General features: G+C 72.7%; 12 protein-coding genes, 2 pseudogenes and 1 riboswitch. Of the genes and pseudogenes, 3 read left to right on the top strand and 11 right to left on the bottom strand.

Going from position 1 to position 20,060, the window contains the following annotated elements:
• A pseudogene (locus tag ACFVTF_RS38290) lies at positions 1–92 on the top strand (ABC transporter ATP-binding protein); the annotation flags it as partial.
• Between the two features lie 63 nt (positions 93–155).
• A complete protein-coding gene (locus tag ACFVTF_RS38285) occupies positions 156–2,714 on the top strand; it encodes an ABC transporter permease (protein WP_387818852.1) in 2,559 nt (852 codons plus the stop codon).
• 200 nt (positions 2,715–2,914) lie between these two features.
• Here ACFVTF_RS38285 and ACFVTF_RS38280 read toward each other — a convergent pair whose 3' ends face one another.
• From ACFVTF_RS38280 to ACFVTF_RS38250, 7 genes and pseudogenes are all read right to left on the bottom strand, one after another.
• The gene (locus ACFVTF_RS38280; RefSeq protein ID WP_063348030.1) at positions 2,915–4,282 is read right to left on the bottom strand and encodes an NAD(P)/FAD-dependent oxidoreductase; all 1,368 of its coding nucleotides are present in this window, start codon (positions 4,280–4,282) and stop codon (positions 2,915–2,917) included.
• Positions 4,283–4,710: 428 nt separating this feature from the next.
• Positions 4,711–5,646, bottom strand: coding sequence for a Ppx/GppA phosphatase family protein (locus ACFVTF_RS38275; RefSeq protein WP_063348031.1), 936 nt, complete (start codon positions 5,644–5,646; stop codon positions 4,711–4,713).
• 131 nt (positions 5,647–5,777) lie between these two features.
• A pseudogene (locus ACFVTF_RS38270) lies at positions 5,778–6,317 on the bottom strand (DUF501 domain-containing protein); the annotation flags it as partial.
• Positions 6,289–6,801 (bottom strand): septum formation initiator family protein, encoded by a 513-nt coding sequence (locus tag ACFVTF_RS38265; protein WP_371517348.1) that lies wholly within the window; start codon positions 6,799–6,801, stop codon positions 6,289–6,291. The gene ACFVTF_RS38265 and the pseudogene ACFVTF_RS38270, both read right to left, overlap by 29 nt.
• A 181-nt stretch (positions 6,802–6,982) precedes the next feature.
• Complete coding sequence (gene eno / locus ACFVTF_RS38260) at positions 6,983–8,269, bottom strand: phosphopyruvate hydratase (protein ID WP_387818851.1); 1,287 nt, start codon at positions 8,267–8,269, stop codon at positions 6,983–6,985.
• A gap of 267 nt (positions 8,270–8,536) precedes the next feature.
• Positions 8,537–9,454: a transglycosylase family protein gene (locus tag ACFVTF_RS38255; RefSeq protein WP_387818850.1), complete on the bottom strand. Its 918-nt coding sequence runs from the start codon at positions 9,452–9,454 to the stop codon at positions 8,537–8,539.
• Positions 9,455–9,459: 5 nt separating this feature from the next.
• A riboswitch (cyclic di-AMP (ydaO/yuaA leader) is annotated at positions 9,460–9,627 on the bottom strand.
• A 210-nt stretch (positions 9,628–9,837) separates the two neighbouring features.
• Positions 9,838–11,133 (bottom strand): cytochrome P450, encoded by a 1,296-nt coding sequence (locus tag ACFVTF_RS38250; protein ID WP_387818849.1) that lies wholly within the window; start codon positions 11,131–11,133, stop codon positions 9,838–9,840.
• Positions 11,134–11,408: 275 nt separating this feature from the next.
• Between ACFVTF_RS38250 and ACFVTF_RS38245 the strand changes: the two genes are divergently transcribed.
• On the top strand, positions 11,409–11,834 hold the full coding sequence (locus ACFVTF_RS38245; RefSeq protein ID WP_387818848.1) for an SDR family NAD(P)-dependent oxidoreductase: 426 nt from the start codon (positions 11,409–11,411) through the stop codon (positions 11,832–11,834).
• Positions 11,835–11,851: 17 nt separating this feature from the next.
• Here the strand turns inward: ACFVTF_RS38245 and ACFVTF_RS38240 are convergent, their stop codons facing one another.
• The 4 genes from ACFVTF_RS38240 to ACFVTF_RS38225 all read right to left on the bottom strand — a co-directional run.
• On the bottom strand, positions 11,852–12,880 hold the full coding sequence (locus tag ACFVTF_RS38240; protein ID WP_387818847.1) for a MazG family protein: 1,029 nt from the start codon (positions 12,878–12,880) through the stop codon (positions 11,852–11,854).
• A 113-nt stretch (positions 12,881–12,993) separates the two neighbouring features.
• Positions 12,994–16,623 (bottom strand): transcription-repair coupling factor, encoded by a 3,630-nt coding sequence (gene mfd, locus ACFVTF_RS38235; protein ID WP_387818846.1) that lies wholly within the window; start codon positions 16,621–16,623, stop codon positions 12,994–12,996.
• Positions 16,624–17,415: 792 nt separating this feature from the next.
• Complete coding sequence (locus ACFVTF_RS38230) at positions 17,416–18,720, bottom strand: hypothetical protein (RefSeq protein ID WP_387818845.1); 1,305 nt, start codon at positions 18,718–18,720, stop codon at positions 17,416–17,418.
• A gap of 266 nt (positions 18,721–18,986) precedes the next feature.
• On the bottom strand, positions 18,987–20,060 hold a 1,074-nt coding region (locus tag ACFVTF_RS38225; RefSeq protein WP_387818844.1), incomplete at its 5' end, for an SUKH-4 family immunity protein.

Here is a 20,060-nt window from a genome sequence, read left to right as displayed (position 1 = left end):
ACGGCCGCATCGTCGACGAACTCCACCACCCCACCGCCGACACCGTCCTGGACCGCATGCGCCGCTTCGACGCCAAGGGCCGCACCAGCTAGAGCCACCACCAGCCAGGGCCCGCCAGCCCAGCCGCCGCCCCTACGCGAAACCCAGGACACCCCATGTACCGCACCGCACTGCGCAATGTGCTGGCCCACAAGGGCCGACTCCTCATGACGGCACTGGCCGTCATGCTCGGCACCGCCTTCGTCGCCGGCACCATGGTCTTCTCCGACACCTTCGGCAAGGCCATGCGGGACAACAACTCCAAGAGCTACTCGGACGTCTCGGTCCAGGTCGTGGACTACTCGGCCGGCTCCCGCGCCGGCACCAAGGTGAAGAGCGAGAGCGGCAACGCCTCGCTCACCGACGCCACCGTCCAGCAGCTGGCCGCCCTGCCGGGCACCGCCAACGCCCGCGGCGTGGTCAGCGGCTTCACCGGGGTCGCCGACCGGAGCGGCAACCTGATCGGCCAGTTCTGGGCCGCCAAGGGCGCCAACTTCGCCCCGGCCGCGGACGGCAAGGATCCGCGCTACCCGATGGCCGAGGGCCAGGGCCCGAAGAACGGCAAGGAGATAGCCCTCGACCGCAAGACCGCCGACAAGGCCGGCTACAAGATCGGTGACACCGTCCGGATCGCCATCAACGGCCCGGTGATCGAGGCGAAGCTCACCGGCGTCTTCACCACCGACGACCCGGTGGTGAACAGCGGCGGCACCCTCACCCTGTTCGACCGCGCCACCGCCCAGCAGCTGCTGCTGGAGCCCGGCCACTTCAGCAGCATCGTGCTCACCGCCAAGCCCGGCACCAGCGAGGACGCGCTGCTCGCCCAGGTCCAGCCCAAGGTGCCGTCCGACCAGCACTTCGACGTCGAGACGGGCGCCAAGCTCAAGGCCGACGAGCAGGAGATGATCACCAAGGCCACCGACGGCATGCGCACCATGCTGCTGGTCTTCGCCGGGATCTCGCTCTTCGTCGGCATCTTCATCATCGCCAACACCTTCACCATGCTGGTCGCCCAGCGCACCAAGGAACTCGCGCTGCTGCGGGCGATCGGCGCCAGCCGCAAGCAGGTCACCCGCTCGGTGCTGGTCGAGGCCCTGGCGATCGGCACCATCGCGGCGGTGGCCGGACTGCTCGCCGGCATCGGGATCGGCGCCGGCATGCAGTCCCTGATGGGCCGGCTGAACGAGAACATGCCGCACGGCACGCTGGTCATCAAGCCGCTCACCATCGCGGTGACCCTGACCGTCGGCGTCCTCGTGACGGTGCTGTCCGCCCTGCTGCCCGCCGTGCGCGCCGCCCGGATCGCCCCGGTCGCGGCGATGAGCAGCGGCGACCAGCCGACCAGCCAGAAGAGCCTGCTGGTCCGCAACTCGATCGGCTCGGCGCTCACCGCCGGCGGCCTCGCGCTGATCGGCTTCGGCGCCTCCACTGGCAACGACAGCGGCCGCCTGCCGGTCGGCCTCGGCGCCCTGCTCGCCCTGATCGGCGTGTTCGTCCTGCTGCCGCTGCTCTCCCGCCCGGTGGTCGCGCTGATCGGCCCGCTGCTGCGCGGGCTCGGCGGCACCCCGGGCAAGCTCGCCCAGCAGAACGCGGTCCGCAACCCGCGCCGCACCGCGTCCACCGCCGCCGCGCTCACCATCGGCCTGACCCTGGTCAGCGGGCTCACCGTGATCGGCGCCTCGGTCGGCGGCGCGATCGACAAGGCCGTCACCAGCTCGATGAAGTCCGACTACATGGTCTCGGGCGCCAACCACATGAGCCTGTCCGAGCAGGTGCCCGGGCAGATCGCCAAGGCCCCCGGGGTGGCCGCCTCCTCCGCGGTGACGACCACCAGCTGGAAGTTCGACGGCACCGGCGTGACGATCACCGGCATGGACGCCGGCACCTTCGACCAGCTCGCCGAGGTCAAGCTGACCAGCGGCGCCACCGCCGCGCTCGGCCAGGGCAAGGTCCTGGTGGACCAGGACCTCGCCACGAAGCTCCACGTCACCGCCGGCTCGACGGTGGCGGTCTCCTACCCCGACCAGTCCACCGGTCAGCTCACCGTCGGCGGCGTGTACGAGAAGGGCGGCATGCTCGGCTCGGCCCTGCTGGCCAACAGCGAGGTCGCCAAGCACGAGCCGAAGCCCTTCATCACCGACGTCCTGGTCAAGGGCAAGGACGGCGCCACCGCCGCGCTCAAGCAGTCCCTCAAGGACGCCACCGGCGCCAACCCGGTGATCGACGTCAAGTCCAAGCAGGAGGTCCGCGACGACTTCAGCCAGACCATCACCTTCGCGCTGAACCTGATGTACGGCCTGCTGGCGATGTCCGTGCTGGTCGCGATCCTGGGCGTGATCAACACGCTGGCGATGTCGGTCTTCGAGCGCAAGCGCGAGATCGGGATGCTGCGGGCGATCGGCCTGGACCGCCGGGGCATCAAGCGGATGGTCCGCCTGGAGTCCGTGGTGATCTCGCTGTTCGGCGCCGGCATCGGCCTGCTGCTCGGCTGCTTCATCGCCTGGGCGATCAACGGCACCCTGAAGTCCAGCCTGAGCGGCCTGACCACCGTCCTGCCGTTCGGCCAGCTGGCGCTGTTCCTGGCCCTGGCCGGGGTGGTCGGCCTGGTGGCCGCGATCTGGCCCGCCCGCCGGGCGTCCAAGCTGGACATCCTGGCGAGCATCAAGACCGACTGACCGCCCCTCACGGGCCCGCCCAGCGGGCGGACGACGAGAAAGGGCCCCTGCCGGAGGGTTTCGGCAGGGGCCCTTCTACTTCTGTACTCCGCCCGGTCGCACGGCCGGCTGAGCACCACGGAGGTCGTGGTCCGGCGACACTGCCGGGCGGAGGGCCTCCGACTCATACCCCGGTGCTCCCACACCGGGGTCTCAGTCGCTTACTTGCTGGCGAGTTCCTTCTCGGCGGCCGGCTTGGCGGCCTCCACGGGCTTCGTGGGCGCCGTGACCTCCTGGATCGGCAGGCGCGGCTGCTCCATCTGGGAGAGGCCGACCATCTCGCGCTTCAGGAACATGGCCAGCGTCCAGTCGGTGAAGACCCGGACCTTGCGGTTCATGGTCGGGACCATGGCGCCGTGGTACGCGCGGTGGAACCACCAGGCCAGACGGCCCTTCAGCTTGACCTTGCCGAAGAGGATCGCGACGCCCTTGTGCAGGCCCAGGCCGGCGACCGCACCGAGGTTCTTGTGCTCGTAGTTCTTCTGCGGGAAGCCCCGCATGCCCGAGATGACGTTGTCACCGAGGACGGCGGCCTGGCGCACGGCGTGCTGCGCGTTCGGCGGGCACCAGGCGCCCTCGCCGGAGGCGAGGTCCGGGACCTGGGCGTTGTCGCCGGCGGACCAGACGTAGTCGAAGCCCTGGACCTGGAGGGTCGGCGCGGTGTCGACGTGGCCGCGCGGGCCCAGCGGCAGGCCGAAGTTGGCCAGCACCGGGTTCGGCTTCACGCCGGCCGTCCACACGATGGTGGAGGCGTCCATCTCCAGGCCGTTCTTCAGCACCACGTGCTGGTCGACGCAGGAGTCCATCGAGGTCTCGATGTAGACCTCGATCTTCCGCTCCTCGAGCTTCTCCTTGGTCCACAGACCGAGGTCCGGGCCCATCTCCGGGAGGATGCGGTTGGCCGCCTCCACCAGGACGAAGCGCATGTCGTCACGGCTGACGGTCTTGTAGATCTTGGCGGCGTCGCGCGCCATGTCCTCGACCTCGGCGATCGTCTCGACACCGGCGAAGCCGCCGCCGATGACGACGAAGGTCAGGGCCTTGCGGCGGACCTCCTCGTCGGCGGTGGACTCGGCCTTGTCGAGCTGGGCCATGACGTGGTTGCGGAGGCTGATGGCCTCCTCCACCGTCTTCATGCCGATGCCGTGCTCCGCCAGACCCGGGATCGGGAAGGTGCGGGAGACCGAGCCGGTCGCGACGACCAGGTACTCGAAGGGCAGCTCGTAGCTGTCGCCGGCCGCGGGCTGGATGGTGGCGACCTTGCGGGCGTGGTCCACACCGGTGACCGCACCGGTGAGCACCTCCGCCTTCTTGAGGGCGCTGCGCAGCGGCGCGACGAGGTTGCGGGGCGCGACGTTGCCGCCGGCCGCCTCGGGGAGGAAGGGCAGGTACGTCATGTACGACCGCGGGTCCACGACCGTGACGGTCGCTTCGCCGTAACGCATCTTCTTGAGGATGCGCATCGCGGCATACAGGCCGACGTAACCACCGCCGACAATGAGGATGCGAGGACGCTCCGTGGTGCTCATATCCGAAAGTATCCAGCACCGTCCGGAGCAGCCTTCGTGAGCCCGGTCACAAGCTTCTGGACACCCCGTGCTACACTGCGCGGCCGCAAATCCGGGCTCAGCGCGTCGGCTCACGGCCTTGCGCGCCCCCTCCCGAGCACACGCCGGAACACCACCCTGCTGAGCAGCAACGATCCGTACGGTGCCCGGGTTCCCGCTCGTGATTTCGATTTTCAAACCTCAACCGAGGCTTGACCTGCGATCCAGGGGTCGTCACGGCGAGCAGACCTTCGGTCCCACATTTCGGACGTAGCGGGCGAGCAGGTGCGACGAATGACTGGATCGCCATGTGAAGAAATTCACGAACTTTCCCGCACCGGTCCGGGCGCGCCCCGGCCCCGGACCCCCGAAAGGGGTGCCGGGGCCGGTCGGGTAAGGCTCGCAGGAGGTCAGGAGGCCATACTCCAGGCGATGCCGTCCAGGATGTCGTGCTCGCTCACGACCACCTCGGCCGCGCCCGTCCGCTCCATGATCTCCAGCAGCTCCAGCGCGCCGGCCGCGATCACGTCCACCCGGCCCGGGTGCATCGACGGGATGGCCGCGCGCTCGGCGTGGGTGGCGCCCAGCAGCTCGCGGGCGATCCCGGCGACCCGCTCCCGGCCGATCCGCGAGTGGTGGATCGCCGCCGAGTCGTAGGCCGGCAGGTCCTGGGCGATCGCGGACACCGTGGTGACCGTCCCGGCCAGGCCCACCAGGGTGGCCGCGCCGCGCAGCGGGACGACCTCCTCGGCCTTGTCCAGCTCGGCCCGCACGTGCGCCCGGGCCGTCTCGATCTGCTCCGGCGAGGGCAGCTCGGCGCCGCCGAAGTGCCGCTCGGTGAGCCGGACGCAGCCGATGTCCACCGAGCGCGCCGCCTGCACGTCCGCACCGCCCAGCACGAACTCGGTCGAGCCGCCGCCGAGGTCGAACACCAGGTACGGCGCCGGGAACTGACCGCCGGTCAGCTCCTTGGTGGCGCCCACGAAGGACAGGTGCGCCTCCTCCTCGCCGCTCACCACCTCGGGCTCGACGCCCAGGATCGCGCGCACGCCCTCGACGTACTCGTCGCTGTTCTCGGCGTCCCGCGAGGCGCTGGTGGCGACGAAGCGGGTGCGCTCCGGGCCGACCCCGAACCCGGCGATGACCTCCCGGTACTCGCGGCAGGCCGCGAAGGTGCGGGCCAGCGCGTCCGGGTGCAGCCGGCCGGTCTGGTCCACGCCCTGGCCCAGCCGGTTGATGATCATGCGGCGGTCGAGGTCGGTGATCTCCCCGGTGGCCGGGTCCAGGTCGGCGACCAGCAGCCGGATCGAGTTGGTGCCGCAGTCGATCGCGGCCACCCGGGTCATGCTCACGCGGACTCCCCGGTGTCGGACTCCTCGGCGGCCCGCTTCTTCGCGGCGCGCTCGGCGGCCTTCTGCTGCTTGGCCTCGATCACGGCCTGGTGGTCCTGGTCCTTGGCCCGGTTGCGGGCGACCCGCTCACCGGCGGCCTCGACCTCGGCCGGGGAGACGCAGGGGCCCTTGGCCCACCAGTCCTCCAGCAGGCCGATCGCCTCGTCGCCGAGCGGGTTGACGCCCTCGCCGGCCGCCAGCGAGTGGCCGACCAGCACGTGCAGGCACTTCACCCGGTCCGGCATGCCGCCGGCGCTCGGGAAGCCCTCCAGCACCTCGATGGCATCGCGCCGGGCGATGTAGTCCTCGTGCGCCTTCTGGTAGGCGGCGGCCAGCTCCGGGTCCTCGGCGAGCCGGGCCGTCTGCTCCTTCATCACGCCGTCCGCCTCCAGGGTGCCGATCAGCGAGGCGGCCTTGGGGCAGGTCAGGTAGTACAGCGTCGGGAAGGGCGTGCCGTCCGGCAGTCGGGGGGCCGTCTCCACGACGTCCGGGTTGCCGCAGGGGCAGCGGTGCGCCACGCCGCGCAGGCCGCGCGGCACCCGGCCGAGCTGGGCGGCGATGGCGGCGACGTCGGCGTCGGAGACGGCGGGGTGGTTCTCAGTGGTCATGGGGGGAGGTGTCTCCAGCGGGGGACGGTGGGAGCGGACGGGGGGAGGCGGGGGCCGGGGCGGCGGCGTCGGTGGTGTCGGCGGCGTCGACCGAGTCCCAGATGCTGGCGTACCAGGGCTTGGCGGCCCGCGCCGAGCCGCCTGGCGCGCCGTCGGAGGCGGCCGGGCCGGCGGCGGAAGCGGAACCGGTGGCGGACGCCGAGGGCCGGGCGGCGGCCGGACCGGCCGGATCCACCGCGATGTACGGGGTCTCCCCCGGCATCGCGTAGTGCAGCCGGGCGCGGGCCTGCGCCTTGACGTACTCGGGGTCCTGCCAGCGGGCCTTCTCCCGGCGCAGCTGCTCGACCTGCTGGCGGGAGCGGTCGGCCTTCGCCTGCTGGGCGGAGATCTCGGCGCGCTGGGAGATGAACTGCCGCGTCGGGTAGGCGAGGATCGCCACCAGCGAGCAGAGCACCAGGACGAGGACGGTCGCCCGGCTCGTGAAGCGAGGCCGGGCCGCCAAGCCCGGGATCCTCCAGCCTGCCATCTCCCGTTCCCCTCCTGGTCGCGACGGTGCCCCGCCGTCCACCCTACGGGGTGAACGGCGGGGCACCGGTCAGGCGTGCTCACCGGTCGGCGGAGCGACCGTGCCCGCTGCTCCGAGGAGCGGCTGAGCCTGCTGCTCCGCGGAGCGGCTGTGCTTGCTACTCCGCGGAGCGGAAGCGCGGGAAGGCGCCGCGGCCGGCGTACTCGGCGGCGTCGTCGAGGATCTCCTCGATGCGCAGCAGCTGGTTGTACTTGGCGACGCGCTCGGAGCGGGCCGGGGCACCGGTCTTGATCTGGCCGCAGTTGGTGGCGACGGCCAGGTCGGCGATGGTGACGTCCTCGGTCTCGCCGGAGCGGTGCGACATCATGCAGCGGTAGCCGTTGCGCTGGGCCAGCTCGACGGCGTCCAGGGTCTCGGTCAGCGAGCCGATCTGGTTCACCTTCACCAGCAGCGCGTTGGCGGTGCCGGTCTCGATGCCCCTGGCCAGGCGGGCCGGGTTGGTGACGAACAGGTCGTCGCCGACCAGCTGGACCTTGTCGCCCAGCTTGACGGTCATGGCCTTCCAGCCGTCCCAGTCCGACTCGTCCAGCGGGTCCTCGATGGAGACCAGCGGGTAGGCGTCGACCAGCTCGGCGTAGTACTCGATGAGCTCGGTGGCGGAGATGGCCTTGCCCTCGAACTGGTAGGCGCCGTCCTCGTAGAACTCGGACGCGGCGACGTCCAGGGCGAGCGCGATGTCGCGGCCGGGCACGTAGCCGGCCTTCTGGATGGCCTCGGTGATGAGGTCCAGGGCCTCGCGGTTGCTGTCCAGGTTCGGCGCGAAGCCGCCCTCGTCGCCGAGGCCGGTGGACAGGCCGCGCTCCTTCAGCACGCCCTTGAGGGTGTGGTAGACCTCGACGCCCCAGCGGACGGCCTCGGAGAAGGACTCCGCGCCGATCGGGGCGATCATGAACTCCTGGATGTCGACGTTGGAGTCCGCGTGCGAACCGCCGTTGAGGATGTTCATCATCGGAACGGGCAGCACGTGCGCGTTCGGGCCGCCCAGGTAGCGGAACAGCGGCAGGTCGCTGGCCTCGGAGGCGGCGTGCGCCACGGCCAGCGAGACGCCCAGGATCGCGTTGGCGCCGAGCGAGGACTTGTCCGGGGTGGCGTCCAGGTCGAGCATGGCCTGGTCGATCAGGCGCTGCTCGGTGGCGTCGTAGCCGACCAGCTCCGGGCCGATCTGCTCGATGACGGCCAGGACGGCCTTCTCCACGCCCTTGCCGAAGTAGCGGTTCTTGTCACCGTCGCGCAGCTCCAGCGCCTCGAAGGCACCGGTGGAGGCACCCGACGGGACAGCGGCACGGCCGGTGCTGCCGTCGTCGAGGCCGACCTCGACCTCGACCGTGGGGTTGCCACGCGAGTCGAGAATCTCACGGGCTACGACGACATCGATGGACGGCACGAGGCATCTCCTTGCGGAAGCAGGGTCCGGCTGACGTTGGGTGCTGCCGGCGGGACGATTGCGGAGTCGTTACGACCAGAGCCTAACCGCCCCGGCCCCCGGGGCCGCGCTGGCCTCGGTCCCGTCTCAGCGTGTGGCCCGGCTACCCACCAGTAGTTCACCTGCTTGCCCGAGCGAAGCGGGCGAATACGGGGGAATGCGGGCGAAGGGGGACGGGTCCCGTCCCCCTTCGCCCGCGTGGCGCGGGCCGCTCCTGGCCCGGGCCGCTCAGCCGAGGTGCAGCACCTGGCCGGGCATGATCAGGTTGGGGTTGCCGCCGACGGTGCCGCGGTTGCCGTCGTACACCGACTGCCAGCCGCCGGACACGCCCTGGGCGGCGGCGATCGTCGACAGCGTGTCGCCGGCCCGGACGGTGTAGTCGTGACCGCCCTGCGCGGCGGCGGGCTGCGCGGCCGGGGCGGACTGCGCGGGCTGCGCGGCGCGGGGCGCGGACTGCGGCTGGGCGGCGGGCTGGCCCGCGTACTGCTGGTAGACGCTCTGGTGGCTGGTCCAGTACCAGGCGCCGTTGTTCTGGTACCAGTACACCTTCGCGTCGGCGTCCCAGCCGGCCTTGCCGGAGAAGCCCTGGGTCTGCGGCTGCGTCTGCTGCGGGGCCTGCTGGACGGGCTGCTGGGCGACCGGCTTCGGGGCGGCCTGCTTGGCCGGCTGCTGGGCGGGCTTCGGGGCCTGCGCCTGCTGGGTCTGCTTGGCGGCGGGCTGCTTGGCGGGCTTGGCGTCCGTGGAGGTGTCCACGGAGGCCGGGGCGCCGCCCTTGGTCAGGCCGGCCTTCTGGGAGCAGACGGGCCAGGCGCCCGGGCCCTGCGAGGCCAGCACCTTCTCGGCGACCGAGATCTGCTGCGCCTTGCTGGCCTGGTTGGCCTGCGGGGCGTAGGAGGTGCCGCCGTACGCCTTCCAGGTGCTGGGCGTGAACTGCAGGCCGCCGGAGAAGCCGTTGCCGGTGTTGATGCTCCAGTTGCCGCCGCTCTCGCACTGGGCGACGGCGTCCCAGGTGGAGGCCGGGGCGGCGGAGGCGCCGGTGGCGGTGAGGAGCGGCATCGCGAGTCCGACGCCGGCCACACCGGCGACGGCGATGGCCTTCTCGGCCTGGGTGCGACGGCGGTGGCGGCCAGTTCCAACGAACAGCATGAAGAGGTCCCTCTCCGCACGCCTGCGAGGTGAGCTGTCGGGTTCGGACCGGGAGGTGGCCCGGCCGCCGAAAGCGGAAACGATTCCGCTCGGGCGGCTTCACCCCAAGCCGTTGGGGAACGGCAACAAACCTGGTTCCCCCGCCCCTGCCCAGGGTCTGGTCGGTTTCCCGTGGCGCGGCGGGCAGGATTCGGCGTTCCGCGCACGAGGTCCGCAGCTGCGAACTCCAGGGAGAGTAGACAGATCATCAGACCAATAACAAGCTCATATCGCCGATATCACACACAAATTACGGCGTGTGGTCAATCGCCTACCACCGGCGGCGGTATGTCCGGATTGATGCTGGTTCAGACCCGGCGTCGAGAGCCGCCGGAGACGTGTCGTCAGCGTGTCGGGGCGTCGGTCGGCGTGACCGGCGGCGCGTGCGGAGAGCGGGTCTCCGGAGTGAATTCGACCGGGAGTTCCCGCAGGCCACGCATGATCAGGCCGCCCCGCCAGCGCAGGTTCTCCGGGTTTTCCGCGAGCCGCAGGTCCGGCAGCCGGGAAAGCAGCGTGGCCAGCGCGCTCCGCCCCTCCAGGCGGGCCAGCGGGGCGCCGATGCAGTAGTGGATCCCGTGGCCGAAACCCAGGTGCGGATTGTCCGTACGGGCCAGGTCCAGGGTGTTCTCGTCCGCGAACCTGGCCGGATCGCGGTCCGCCGCGGCCAGCACCACCAGCACCGGATCGCCCACCGGGATGTCCACCCCGCCGATCGACAGCGGCCGCGTCGCGAAGCGCCACGTCGCCATCTCCACCGGCCCGTCGTAGCGCAGGAGTTCCTCGATCCCGGTGTCCAGCAGCGCCGTCTCGCCGCGCACCACCGACTCCTGCAGCAGCCTGCGCTGCTCCGGGTTGCGCAGCAGCGCGTACGTGCCGTTGCCGATCAGGTTGACGGTCGTCTCGAACCCCGCGAACAGGAGGATGAACGCCATCGCGGCGGCCTCGTTCTCGTTCAGGTGCTCGCCGTGGTCGCTCGCCCGGATCAGGCCCGAGATCAGGTCCTCGCCCGGATCCGCCCGCTTGCGGTGGATCAGCTCCAGCAGGTACGCCCGCATCCGCTTCACCGCCCGCCCCACGCCGCCGCGCTGGCCGCCGCCGTGCCGGATCATCATCCCGGCCCAGTCCCGGAAGTCGTCCTGGTCCTCGGCCGGCACGCCCAGCAGGTCGCAGATCGCGTAGATGGGGAGCGGGAACGCGAACTCGTGGATCAGGTCCGCCGAACCGCGCTGCGCGAAGCCGTCGATCAGCCGGTCCGTGAGCTGCTGCACCCGCGGCTCGAACTCCGCCACCCGGCGCGGCGTGAACGCCTTCGACACCAGCCGGCGCAGCCGGGTGTGGTCCGGCGGGTCGATGTTCAGCAGATGCGTCATCAAGTCCGCCTGGCGCTCCCCCGGAATTCCCACCCGCCCGGTGCGGTGCGCCTGCTCGCTGTGGTGCGCCGGGTTCTTCGACAGCCGGCCGTCCGCCAGCGCCTGCCGCGCGTCCGCGTAGCGGGTCACCAGCCAGGCCTCCACCCCGCTCGGCAGCGTCGTGCGGTGCACCGGGGCGTGCTCGCGCAACCAGGCGTAGGCGGGGTACGGATCGGTGGCGAACTCCCAGGTGAAGAGCTGCGGGGCGGTGGGATCGGGCTGCACTGGCATGCGTCGACCGTATCCGGTGGGTCGGGGCCGCACCGCCTCCGGCGGCCGCGACCGGCGGGGCCGGATCGTCGACACCCGGCGGACGGCCCGCCAACGCTCCGTGGACAGTCCGTGGACGGTCCGTGGACAGCTCTTGGACAGCTCTTGGCCGGGTGGCGGGCGTGACCCTGGTCACCTGAGGGGTAATCCCTGTTGCGGAGGGTCAGGACCTGCCTACGATCCTCCGCAGAAATCGTGGGCGCCGGTGCGGTGTCGCCCACAGGGAGGAGCAGACCATGCGGGTCAGCGGGTCAGTCGTCGTCATCGCGGTACTCGACGGCGGATCGGGAGCCGAGCTCGCCCGCCGGTTCACCGCCGCCGGCGCCGCCGGAGTGCTGATCGCCGACCAGCGTGCGGGCGTCGCCGAGGACCTCGCCACCGAACTCGACCGGCCGGGCTGCCCCGTCGTCGGCGTCGGCGGCGACATCCGCCGCCCCAGCGACGTCGCCGCCCTCGTCGACACCGCCGAGAAGCACCTCGGCCCCATCGACCTGTTCTGCGTCGCCGGCCCCGACGGCGAGCGGATCGTCTCGCTCGCCGAACTGCCCGCCCGCCTCGACCTCGAACGCCTCGCCGAGCTCCTCGCCCTCGTCGGCGAGGCCATCGGCGAAGTCGTCCCCCGGCAGCGGCGGCCGATCGAGAACACCGCCACGGCCGCCTGAGGCCCTGCCCGGGCCCGCTACTCGCCGACCGGCCCGAGGCCCTCGGCCGCGCGCACCGCGTCCCGGTAACCGCGCGCGGCCGAGCGCAGCGCCGCGTCCACGTCCACCCCGGCGTCGTGCGCCCGCTGCGCCACCGCCAGCAGCAGCCGGCCCGCCGACCGCGCCGTCAGCTCCGCCGGCAGCGCGTACGGCTCGTCCGGCACGCCCGCGAAGCCCGCCCGGCGCACCCGCGACACCAGCTTCGCCGCGTACGCCAGCGACGGCAGCCCGGCCGGCACGCCGTCCAGCACCGACTCCCGGTCCGCCTTCTCGGCCGCCTTCAGCTGCTCCCAGTTGGCCTCCACCTCGGCGGCGCCCTCCGCCTCGACGTCCCCGAACACGTGCGGGTGCCGGTACATCAGCTTCTCGACGATGTCACCGGCCACGTCGTCGATCGAGAACGCCTCCGCCGGGTCCTCCTCGGCGATCCGGGAGTGGAAGAACACCTGGAGCAGCACGTCGCCCAACTCCTCGCGCAGCGTCTCCCGGTCCCCCTCCTCGATCGCCTCGACCAGCTCGTACGCCTCCTCGACCAGGTACTTCACCAGGCTCTCGTGCGTCTGCTCGGCGTCCCACGGGCAACCGCCCGGCGAGCGCAGCCGGTCCATCACCGACACCAGGTCCAGCAGCCGCGCCCCCGGCAGGTCGTACGACCCCGGCAGCACCTCGATCTCCGGCACCTCACCGGCGTGCTCCACCGCCAGCCGCGCCAGCGCGTCCGTCAGCCCCGGATCCCCGTCCGGGCTGCCCAGCCACACCGTCGGCCCGGCCCCGCCCGGCTGCCCGGTCAGCAGCCGCGCCAGCGCCGGTGCCGACCCCGCCGCCACGACCTCGACCGCCACCCCGGCCTGCCGCACCGCGGCCACCTGCGGGTGCCCCTCGTCCGCCGCCAGCACCCGCCCCGCCGACCGCAGCGCCTCCCACGCCGGCCACGCCAGCAACCCGGGGGCCACCCGGTGGGTGGTCGTCAGCAGGATCAGCTTCGCGTCCGGAACATTCGTCGTCACACCCCGAACCTACCCGGGGCGGGGACGGGACGGGGACGGGACGGGGACGGAGCAGGGACGGGACGGGCGGCGGGCCCGGCCGGACCCGCCCCTCCCGCCGGACCGCCGGGGCGCTACTTCTTCGACCCCGCCAGGTCGTCGAACATCGCCGACAGGAACTCGCTGCACCAGCCCAGCAGCTCCCGCCCGACCAGCGGCTTGCCGCCGATCCGCCCGGTGCTCGGCCGCGGCACCAGCAGCTGCTGGGCGGCCGCCTTGACCTGGCTGCGCGGGTAGAGCCGGTTCAGCCGCAGCTGCTGGGACTCCCGCAGCTCCACCGGCCCGAACCGGACGTTGGCCCCCTGGAGGGTGATGTCCGCGATGCCGCACCGCCGGGCGTACAGCCGCAGCGCCGCGACCAGCAGCAGGTTCTCCACCGGCTCGGGCAGCTTGCCGTAGCGGTCGACGAGCTCGTCCCGGACCTGCTGGATGTCCGCCTCGGAGTTGACCGCCGCGATCGAGCGGTACGCCTGCAGCCGCAGCCGCTCGCCGGGCGCGTAGTCGTGCGGCACGTGCGCGTCGACCGGCAGCTCGATCTTCACCTCCAGCGGCTCCTCCTCCGGCTCGCCGCCGTTCGCCAGCGACTCGCGGAACTCGGCCACCGCCTCGCCGACCATCCGCATGTAGAGGTCGAAGCCGACGCCGGCGATGTGCCCGGACTGCTCGCCGCCGAGCAGGTTGCCGGCGCCGCGGATCTCCAGGTCCTTCATCGCGACGTACATGCCGGCGCCCATCTCGGTGTGCTGGGCGATGGTGGCCAGGCGCTCGTGCGCGGTCTCGGTGAGCGGCTTCTCCGGCGGGTACAGCATGTACGCGTAGCCGCGCTCGCGGCCCCGGCCGACCCGGCCGCGCAGCTGGTGCAGCTGGGAGAGGCCGAAGGTGTCCCCGCGCTCGACGATCAGGGTGTTGGCGTTGGAGATGTCGATGCCGGACTCCACGATCGTGGTCGACACCAGGACGTCGAACTCCTTCTCCCAGAAGTCGACGACGACCTTCTCCAGCTGGTTCTCCCCCATCTGCCCGTGCGCGGTGGCGATCCGCGCCTCGGGGACGAGGTCCTTGAGCCGGGCGGCCGCCTTGTCGATCGACTCCACCCGGTTGTGGATGTAGAACACCTGGCCCTCGCGCAGGAGTTCACGCCGGATCGCGGCCGAGATCTGCTTCTCGTCGTACGGGCCGACGAAGGTGAGCACCGGGTGCCGCTCCTCCGGCGGGGTGGTGATGGTGGACATCTCGCGGATGCCGGTGACGGCCATCTCCAGGGTGCGCGGGATCGGCGTCGCGGACATGGTGAGCACGTCGACGTTGGCGCGCAGCTTCTTCAGCTGCTCCTTGTGCTCGACGCCGAAGCGCTGCTCCTCGTCGACGATGACCAGGCCGAGGTCCTTGAACCTGGTCTCGGAGGAGAACAGCCGGTGGGTGCCGATGACGACGTCCACCGAGCCCTCGAACAGGCCCTCCAGCACGGCCTTGGCCTCGCTGTCGCTCTGGAACCGGGAGAGCGCCTTCACCGACACCGGGAAGTTGGCGTACCGCTCGGCGAAGGTGGAGAAGTGCTGCTGCACCAGCAGCGTGGTCGGCACCAGCACCGCCACCTGCTTGCCGTCCTGCACCGCCTTGAACGCGGCGCGCACCGCGATCTCGGTCTTGCCGTAGCCGACGTCGCCGCAGATCAGCCGGTCCATCGGGACGGACTTCTCCATGTCGGACTTGACCTCGGCGATGGTGGTCAGCTGGTCCGGCGTCTCCGCGTACGGGAAGGCGTCCTCCAGCTCGCGCTGCCAGGGGGTGTCCGGGCCGAAGGTGTGGCCGGGGGCGGCCATCCGCGCCGAGTACAGCTTGATCAGGTCGGCGGCGATCTCCTTGACCGCCTTCTTGGCCCGCTGCTTGGTCTTCGCCCAGTCCGCGCCGCCGAGCCGGTGCAGCGTCGGGGCCTCGCCGCCGACGTACTTGGTGACCTGGTCGAGCTGGTCGGTCGGCACGAACAGCCGGTCGCCGGGGTGGCCGCGCTTGGCCGGGGCGTACTCCAGCACCAGGTACTCGCGGGTGGCGCCCTGGACGGTGCGCTGCACCATCTCGACGTACCGGCCGACGCCGTGCGCCTCGTGGACGACGTAGTCGCCGGCGGCCAGGGCCAGCGGGTCGATCGCGTTGCGGCGCCGGGACGGCATCCGGCGCATGTCCTTGGTGGAGGACTTCTGGCCGGACAGGTCGGTCTCGGTGATGACCGTCAGCTTCAGGGCCTCGTCGACGAAGCCGTGCTCGATCGAGCCGCAGGAGACGTAGACGACGTCCCGGGTGGGCGCCTCGGCGAGGTCGGCGACCAGCCGGGCCGGGATGCCCTCGTTGCCGAGCACCTCGGCGAGCCGGGAGGCGGGCCCGTGGCCCTCCGTCACCATCACGACGCGCCAGTCGGCGGCCAGCCGCTCCTTGGCGTCGGCGATCGCCCGGGCGGTGTCGCCCCGGTAGGCCTCGACGGCGTGCATGCCGAGGGTGAGCGTGTTGGCGTCGAACTCCAGGACCTCGTTCACGGTGGACTCGCTGGTCGCGAACGGGCTGACCGACCACCAGGGAAGGCCGATCTCGGCGGCGTGCTCGCGCACCTCGGCGAGCGAGCGCAGCGAGGCGGCGGAGACGTCGATGGTCTCCAGGTCGATCGGCCGGTCCCCGCCGGCCGCGGCCGCCACCCAGGAGGCGTGCAGGAACTCCTGGCTGGTCGCCACCAGGTCGGCGGCCCGGGTGCGGACCCGCTCGGGGTCGCAGACCACGGCGACCGAGCCGAGCGGCAGCACGTCCATCAGCAGTTCCATGTCGTCCACCAGGACGGGCGCCAGCGACTCCATGCCCTCGACCGCGATGCCCTCGGCGATCTTGTCCAGGATCTCGGCCAGCCCGGGCTGCTCGGCGGCCAGCTCGGCGGCCCGCGCCCGCACCTCGTCGGTGAGCAGCAGCTCACGGCAGGGCGGCGCCCACAGGCCGTGCTCGGCGATCTCCAGCGAGCGCTGGTCGGCGACCTTGAAGTAGCGGATCTCCTCGACGTCGTCGCCCCAGAACTCCACCCGCAGCGGGTGCTCCTCGGTCGGCGGGAAGACGTCCAGGATGCCGCCGCGGACGGCGAACTCGCCGCGCTTCTCGACCAGTTCGACACGCGCGTAGGCGGCGGCGGAGAGCCGTCGGGCGACCTCCTCCAGGTCGTGCGACTCGCCGCGCTGGACGGCCACCGGCTCCAGCTCGGCCAGCCCCTTGACCTGCGGCTGGAGCACCGAGCGGACCGGCGCGACGACCACCTGCACCGGGCCGGCCGCCGGGTCGTCCGCCCGCGGGTGCACGATCCGGCGCAGCACGGCCAGCCGGCGCCCGACGGTGTCCGAGCGGGGCGACAGCCGCTCGTGCGGCAGGGTCTCCCAGGCCGGGTACTCGGCGACCGCGTCCGGCGGCAGCAGCGAGCGCAGCGAGGCGGCGAGGTCCTCGGCCTCCCGGCCGGTCGCGGTGACGGCGAGCACCGGGCGGCCCCGCTCGCCGGCGGCCTGGCCGGCCAGCGCGCGGGCGAGCGCGGCGATGGCGAACGGCCGGGCGGCGGGCGGTCCGACCAGGTCCAGGTGGCGGCGGCCGCCGGCCGCGGCTCCGGTGGCGGTCGCCGCCTCGATGGCCTCGGCGAGGGCCGAGTCCCGCGCGACGACATCGAGCAGTCCGGTCAGACTCATCAGGGTCTCTTCTTCGTCCCGTGGCTGGTGCTGCCTCCGGGCGGCAGAGGCCTGCCGGGGCAACGCGAACGGCCCGGCACGCCGAGCGGCCGGGGGTATCCAGCCTACGCCGCGGCACGGTCGCGCACGCGGTCTACGGCCCGGCGGGGCCGGGCGGGAACGAACCACCGTCCGGGGCGACGAACGGCCCCGCGCGGAGCCCGGGACGGGACCGCGACCGGACCGCGGACGAACCACTGGACGGAACACCGGACCGGCCGGTGGACGAACCGTCCGGCCCCTGGTCAGATTCGGCTCCGCGATCTGCCACGAACTGGACATACTCCTGTCACTGCCTGTCCATGGAGATCGCGCACCATGGTGAATGTGCCCGCCGCACCCAACCGTGGGGGATGGCTGTGGCGGCACTGTCGCACCCCCGATGGGGGTCGGAGGTGCGAGGCCGGGCGACCCTGGGTGGGGGCGCCCGCCCAAGCGCCGGGAACCGTGGCGCCCTTTCCTGGAGGGCGCCACGGGTCTCGGCCTCACTCATGGCCGCCGCCCTGCCGGACCGCGTTCCGGCCCACCACCGCCGCCACGGATGCGGCGGTCACCGGCGTGACAGGCCGACGTCGTACGTCTTCGAGGACCGACCTGGCCGGCTCCGGTCCGCCGCCCTGGCCGGCTGCCGTCGCCGACTGGCCGACTGGCCGACCGCAACGCGAAGGCCCTGACCGCCCCAGGTGGGAGGCGGTCAGGGCCCAGGACGCGAAGCTCACCCGGCCGATCGCGGGCGAGCCGCCGACGCGGCGGTCAGCGGCGCCGGTAGCTCACCGTGTTCGGGGTGGCGTAGCCGGCGCCGTCGTCCACGATGACGATCTTCGGGATGATCCGGGTCTCCTCCTGCGGCTCCTTCTCGGCCCCTTCGCCGTCCCCGTCGGCCTCCGCCGACCGGGGCGGTCCGACCGGCTTCGGCGGCGCCGCGGCCGGCGCGACCGGACCGGTCGCCACCGCCCCGGCGGGCGCACCGGAACCGCTCGCGGCCCCGGCGGCCCCGCCCACGACCGGCATCCGCGGCCCGGCCACCGGCTTCTCCCGCGCCGCCGGTGCGACGGCCTTCCGCAGGTCGGCCACCTCGATCTCGCCGGTGTCCGCCTCCGAGTCCACCGGCGCCGCGTCCACCGGCGCCGCGTCGACGGCCGGCCCGGCGACCGCCGCCGCCAGCCGCTCCGGCTCGATGGCGCCGACCGCCGCGCCGGTGAGCGAGGCCAGGGTGGCCTTGATGTGGTCCAGGTGCTTCTGCACGGTCTCCAGACGGCCGTCGAACTCGCCCTGCTCGCGTTCGCTCGCCGCGTTGATCCGCTCGGCCTCCCGGCGGGCCTGCTCGATCAGCTGGTCGGCCTTGGCCTGGGCGTCGGTCTCCAGCTGCTTGATCCGGCCGAGCACGGTCTCCCGGTGCTGCTCGGCCTCCTTGACCCGGCGCTCGGCGGTCGCGGAGACCTGGGCGTCCTCGGCGTCGGCCCTGGTCTGGGCCTGGGCGAAGGTCTCGTCGGCCTTGCGGCGCAGTTCGGCCAGCGTGGCCTCGGCCTGCTCACCGGCCTCGGCGGCGGCCACCCGCACCTTGGCGGCGTAGGAGGTGGCGGCGTCCCGGGCGCTGCGGCTCTCCCGGTCGGCCTCGGCCCGGATGCCCTCGGCCTCGGCGCGGGTGCGCTCGTCGGTGCGCCGGGCGGCCTGGTCGGCCTCGGAGCGGGTGGTGTCGGCGTACTCCTTGGCGGCGTGGCCGAGGGCCTGGCCGGCCTCGTAGACCTCGTCCCGGAGGTCCTCGGAGAAGCGCTCGGCCTTCTCCCGGACGGCGCTCGCCTCGTTCTGGGCCATCACCGCCAGTCCGGCGGCCTGCTCGCTGAGCACCTCGTAGTCGGGCTCCGGGGCCTCCTCGGCGGCCCGGCGGATGTCGGCCAGCCTGGCCTCCATCTGCCGGAGCCCGGCGCCGAGGACGCTCAGCCGCTCCCACGCCTCGTCGCGCTGCGCGGTGAGGGCGGTGAGGGCTCGGTCGACCTGCTCGGGCGCGTAACCGCGCCGGGCAGAGGTGAAGCCGTACTCGGGGACGGCGTCGCTCATGGGCTCTTCCCCTCATGTCGCGGGCTGCGGAGCCCATGATCGGACGGAACGGACGGATCCGGAACCGGTTCGGCGGCCAGGGCCGAAATCGGACGCCTGGCGGACCGGAATACGTCGAGGACCGGGCGAATAGACCCATCCTCTTGACCTATTTTGCGCAGATCTGGGCGAAACCCCAACGAGGCACAGCCGGGACGGCATGCCGGAGGGGTCGTCCCAAACACCGGAACGACCCCTCCCCACCTGCGAGGATCCGCGACGACCCGCTACAGCAGGCCGTCCCAGAACTGCTCCAGCAGCACGGCCCACCACGTGTCCGCCGTCTGCAGGGCCGCCGGGTCGATCGCGGCGAGCTGCGCCTGGAAGTCGGTCGTCCAGCGACCGGCCTGGTCCGGGGTCAGCCCGTACCGCAGCCGCCACATCCGGCCCAGCAGGGCCAGCGCGCGGACGAACTCCGGTACACCCGTGTTGACGAACCGGGGCGGCTGGCCGGTTCCGTCGACGTCCACGGCGACCACGTTCGCGGTGCCGTACTGGACGCAGAGCTGGCGGCCGTAGTCGTTGCCGAGCACCAGGTAGCCGCCGAAGTCCGGGGCCGCGGGCAGACCGCGCTCGGCGGCCAGCTCGGCGAGCGTCGGGATCGGCCGGCCCTCCTGCGCCTGCGCCCAGAAGAACGGGCCGAAGTCGCGCGGCAGCCCCGCCCACACCAGGGCCTGCGACACCGGCTCGGGCACGCCCTGGCGGGAGACCGCGCGCTGCTCGTAGCGGAACACGTTCTGGCCGAAGGCCGCCCCGAGCTCCTGGGCGAGCTGCTGCGGCGGGAGCGGTGGCAGCGGCTGGACCGTCCCCGGCGCGGGCAGCGGCACCCGGGACGGGCGGACCCGCTGGGCCCCGGAGGCCAGCTGGTGCAGCTCGTCCAGGTGGTCGAGCAGCTCGGCCATGCCGGCCTGCCGGGACGCGTGGTCGCGGCCGTAGGCGGCGGTGTGGGTGAGCCGGACGTTCGGCCAGGACGCGGCGATCATGCGGTTGCAGTAGCCGCCCGGCAGGTCGCACGACTCCAGCTCGGTGTAGAGCTCCAGCACCTGCTCCGGCGGCACGTTCAGCCGCCGCAGGTCCTGGAGGATCTTCCACTCGGGGTGCGGGGTGCCGGGCTCGCTGCGGTGCAGCAGCTTCTGCTCGGAGCCGTCCGGGCCCCGGTAGCTCAGCGCGGCGAAGTAGCCGGGGCCGACCGCCGGAACCCCCGGCGGGACGGCGGCGCCCGGCGGCACGCCGGGCACCGGCGCCGGCGGGACGGCCGGGGCCGCACCGCCCGCGTTCGGGTAGCCGTACCCGGCCGCGGG

The organism is Kitasatospora sp. NPDC057940 (assembly GCF_042887425.1).
GTDB lineage: Bacteria > Actinomycetota > Actinomycetes > Streptomycetales > Streptomycetaceae > Kitasatospora.
The sequence above is the reverse complement of the archived record's forward strand: the minus strand, read 5'-3'. Positions and strand labels throughout refer to the sequence as shown.

Bases quoted from the DNA above. Each gene is read 5' to 3' on its own strand.
- ACFVTF_RS38285 (WP_387818852.1), top strand. From the start codon at position 156: ATGTACCGCACCGCACTGCGCAATGTGCTGGCCCACAAGGGCCGACTC.
- ACFVTF_RS38280 (WP_063348030.1), bottom strand. From the start codon at position 4,282: ATGAGCACCACGGAGCGTCCTCGCATCCTCATTGTCGGCGGTGGTTAC.
- ACFVTF_RS38275 (WP_063348031.1), bottom strand. From the start codon at position 5,646: ATGACCCGGGTGGCCGCGATCGACTGCGGCACCAACTCGATCCGGCTG.
- ACFVTF_RS38255 (WP_387818850.1), bottom strand. From the start codon at position 9,454: ATGCTGTTCGTTGGAACTGGCCGCCACCGCCGTCGCACCCAGGCCGAG.
- ACFVTF_RS38250 (WP_387818849.1), bottom strand. From the start codon at position 11,133: ATGCCAGTGCAGCCCGATCCCACCGCCCCGCAGCTCTTCACCTGGGAG.
- ACFVTF_RS38245 (WP_387818848.1), top strand. From the start codon at position 11,409: ATGCGGGTCAGCGGGTCAGTCGTCGTCATCGCGGTACTCGACGGCGGA.
- mfd (WP_387818846.1), bottom strand. From the start codon at position 16,623: ATGAGTCTGACCGGACTGCTCGATGTCGTCGCGCGGGACTCGGCCCTC.
- ACFVTF_RS38230 (WP_387818845.1), bottom strand. From the start codon at position 18,720: ATGAGCGACGCCGTCCCCGAGTACGGCTTCACCTCTGCCCGGCGCGGT.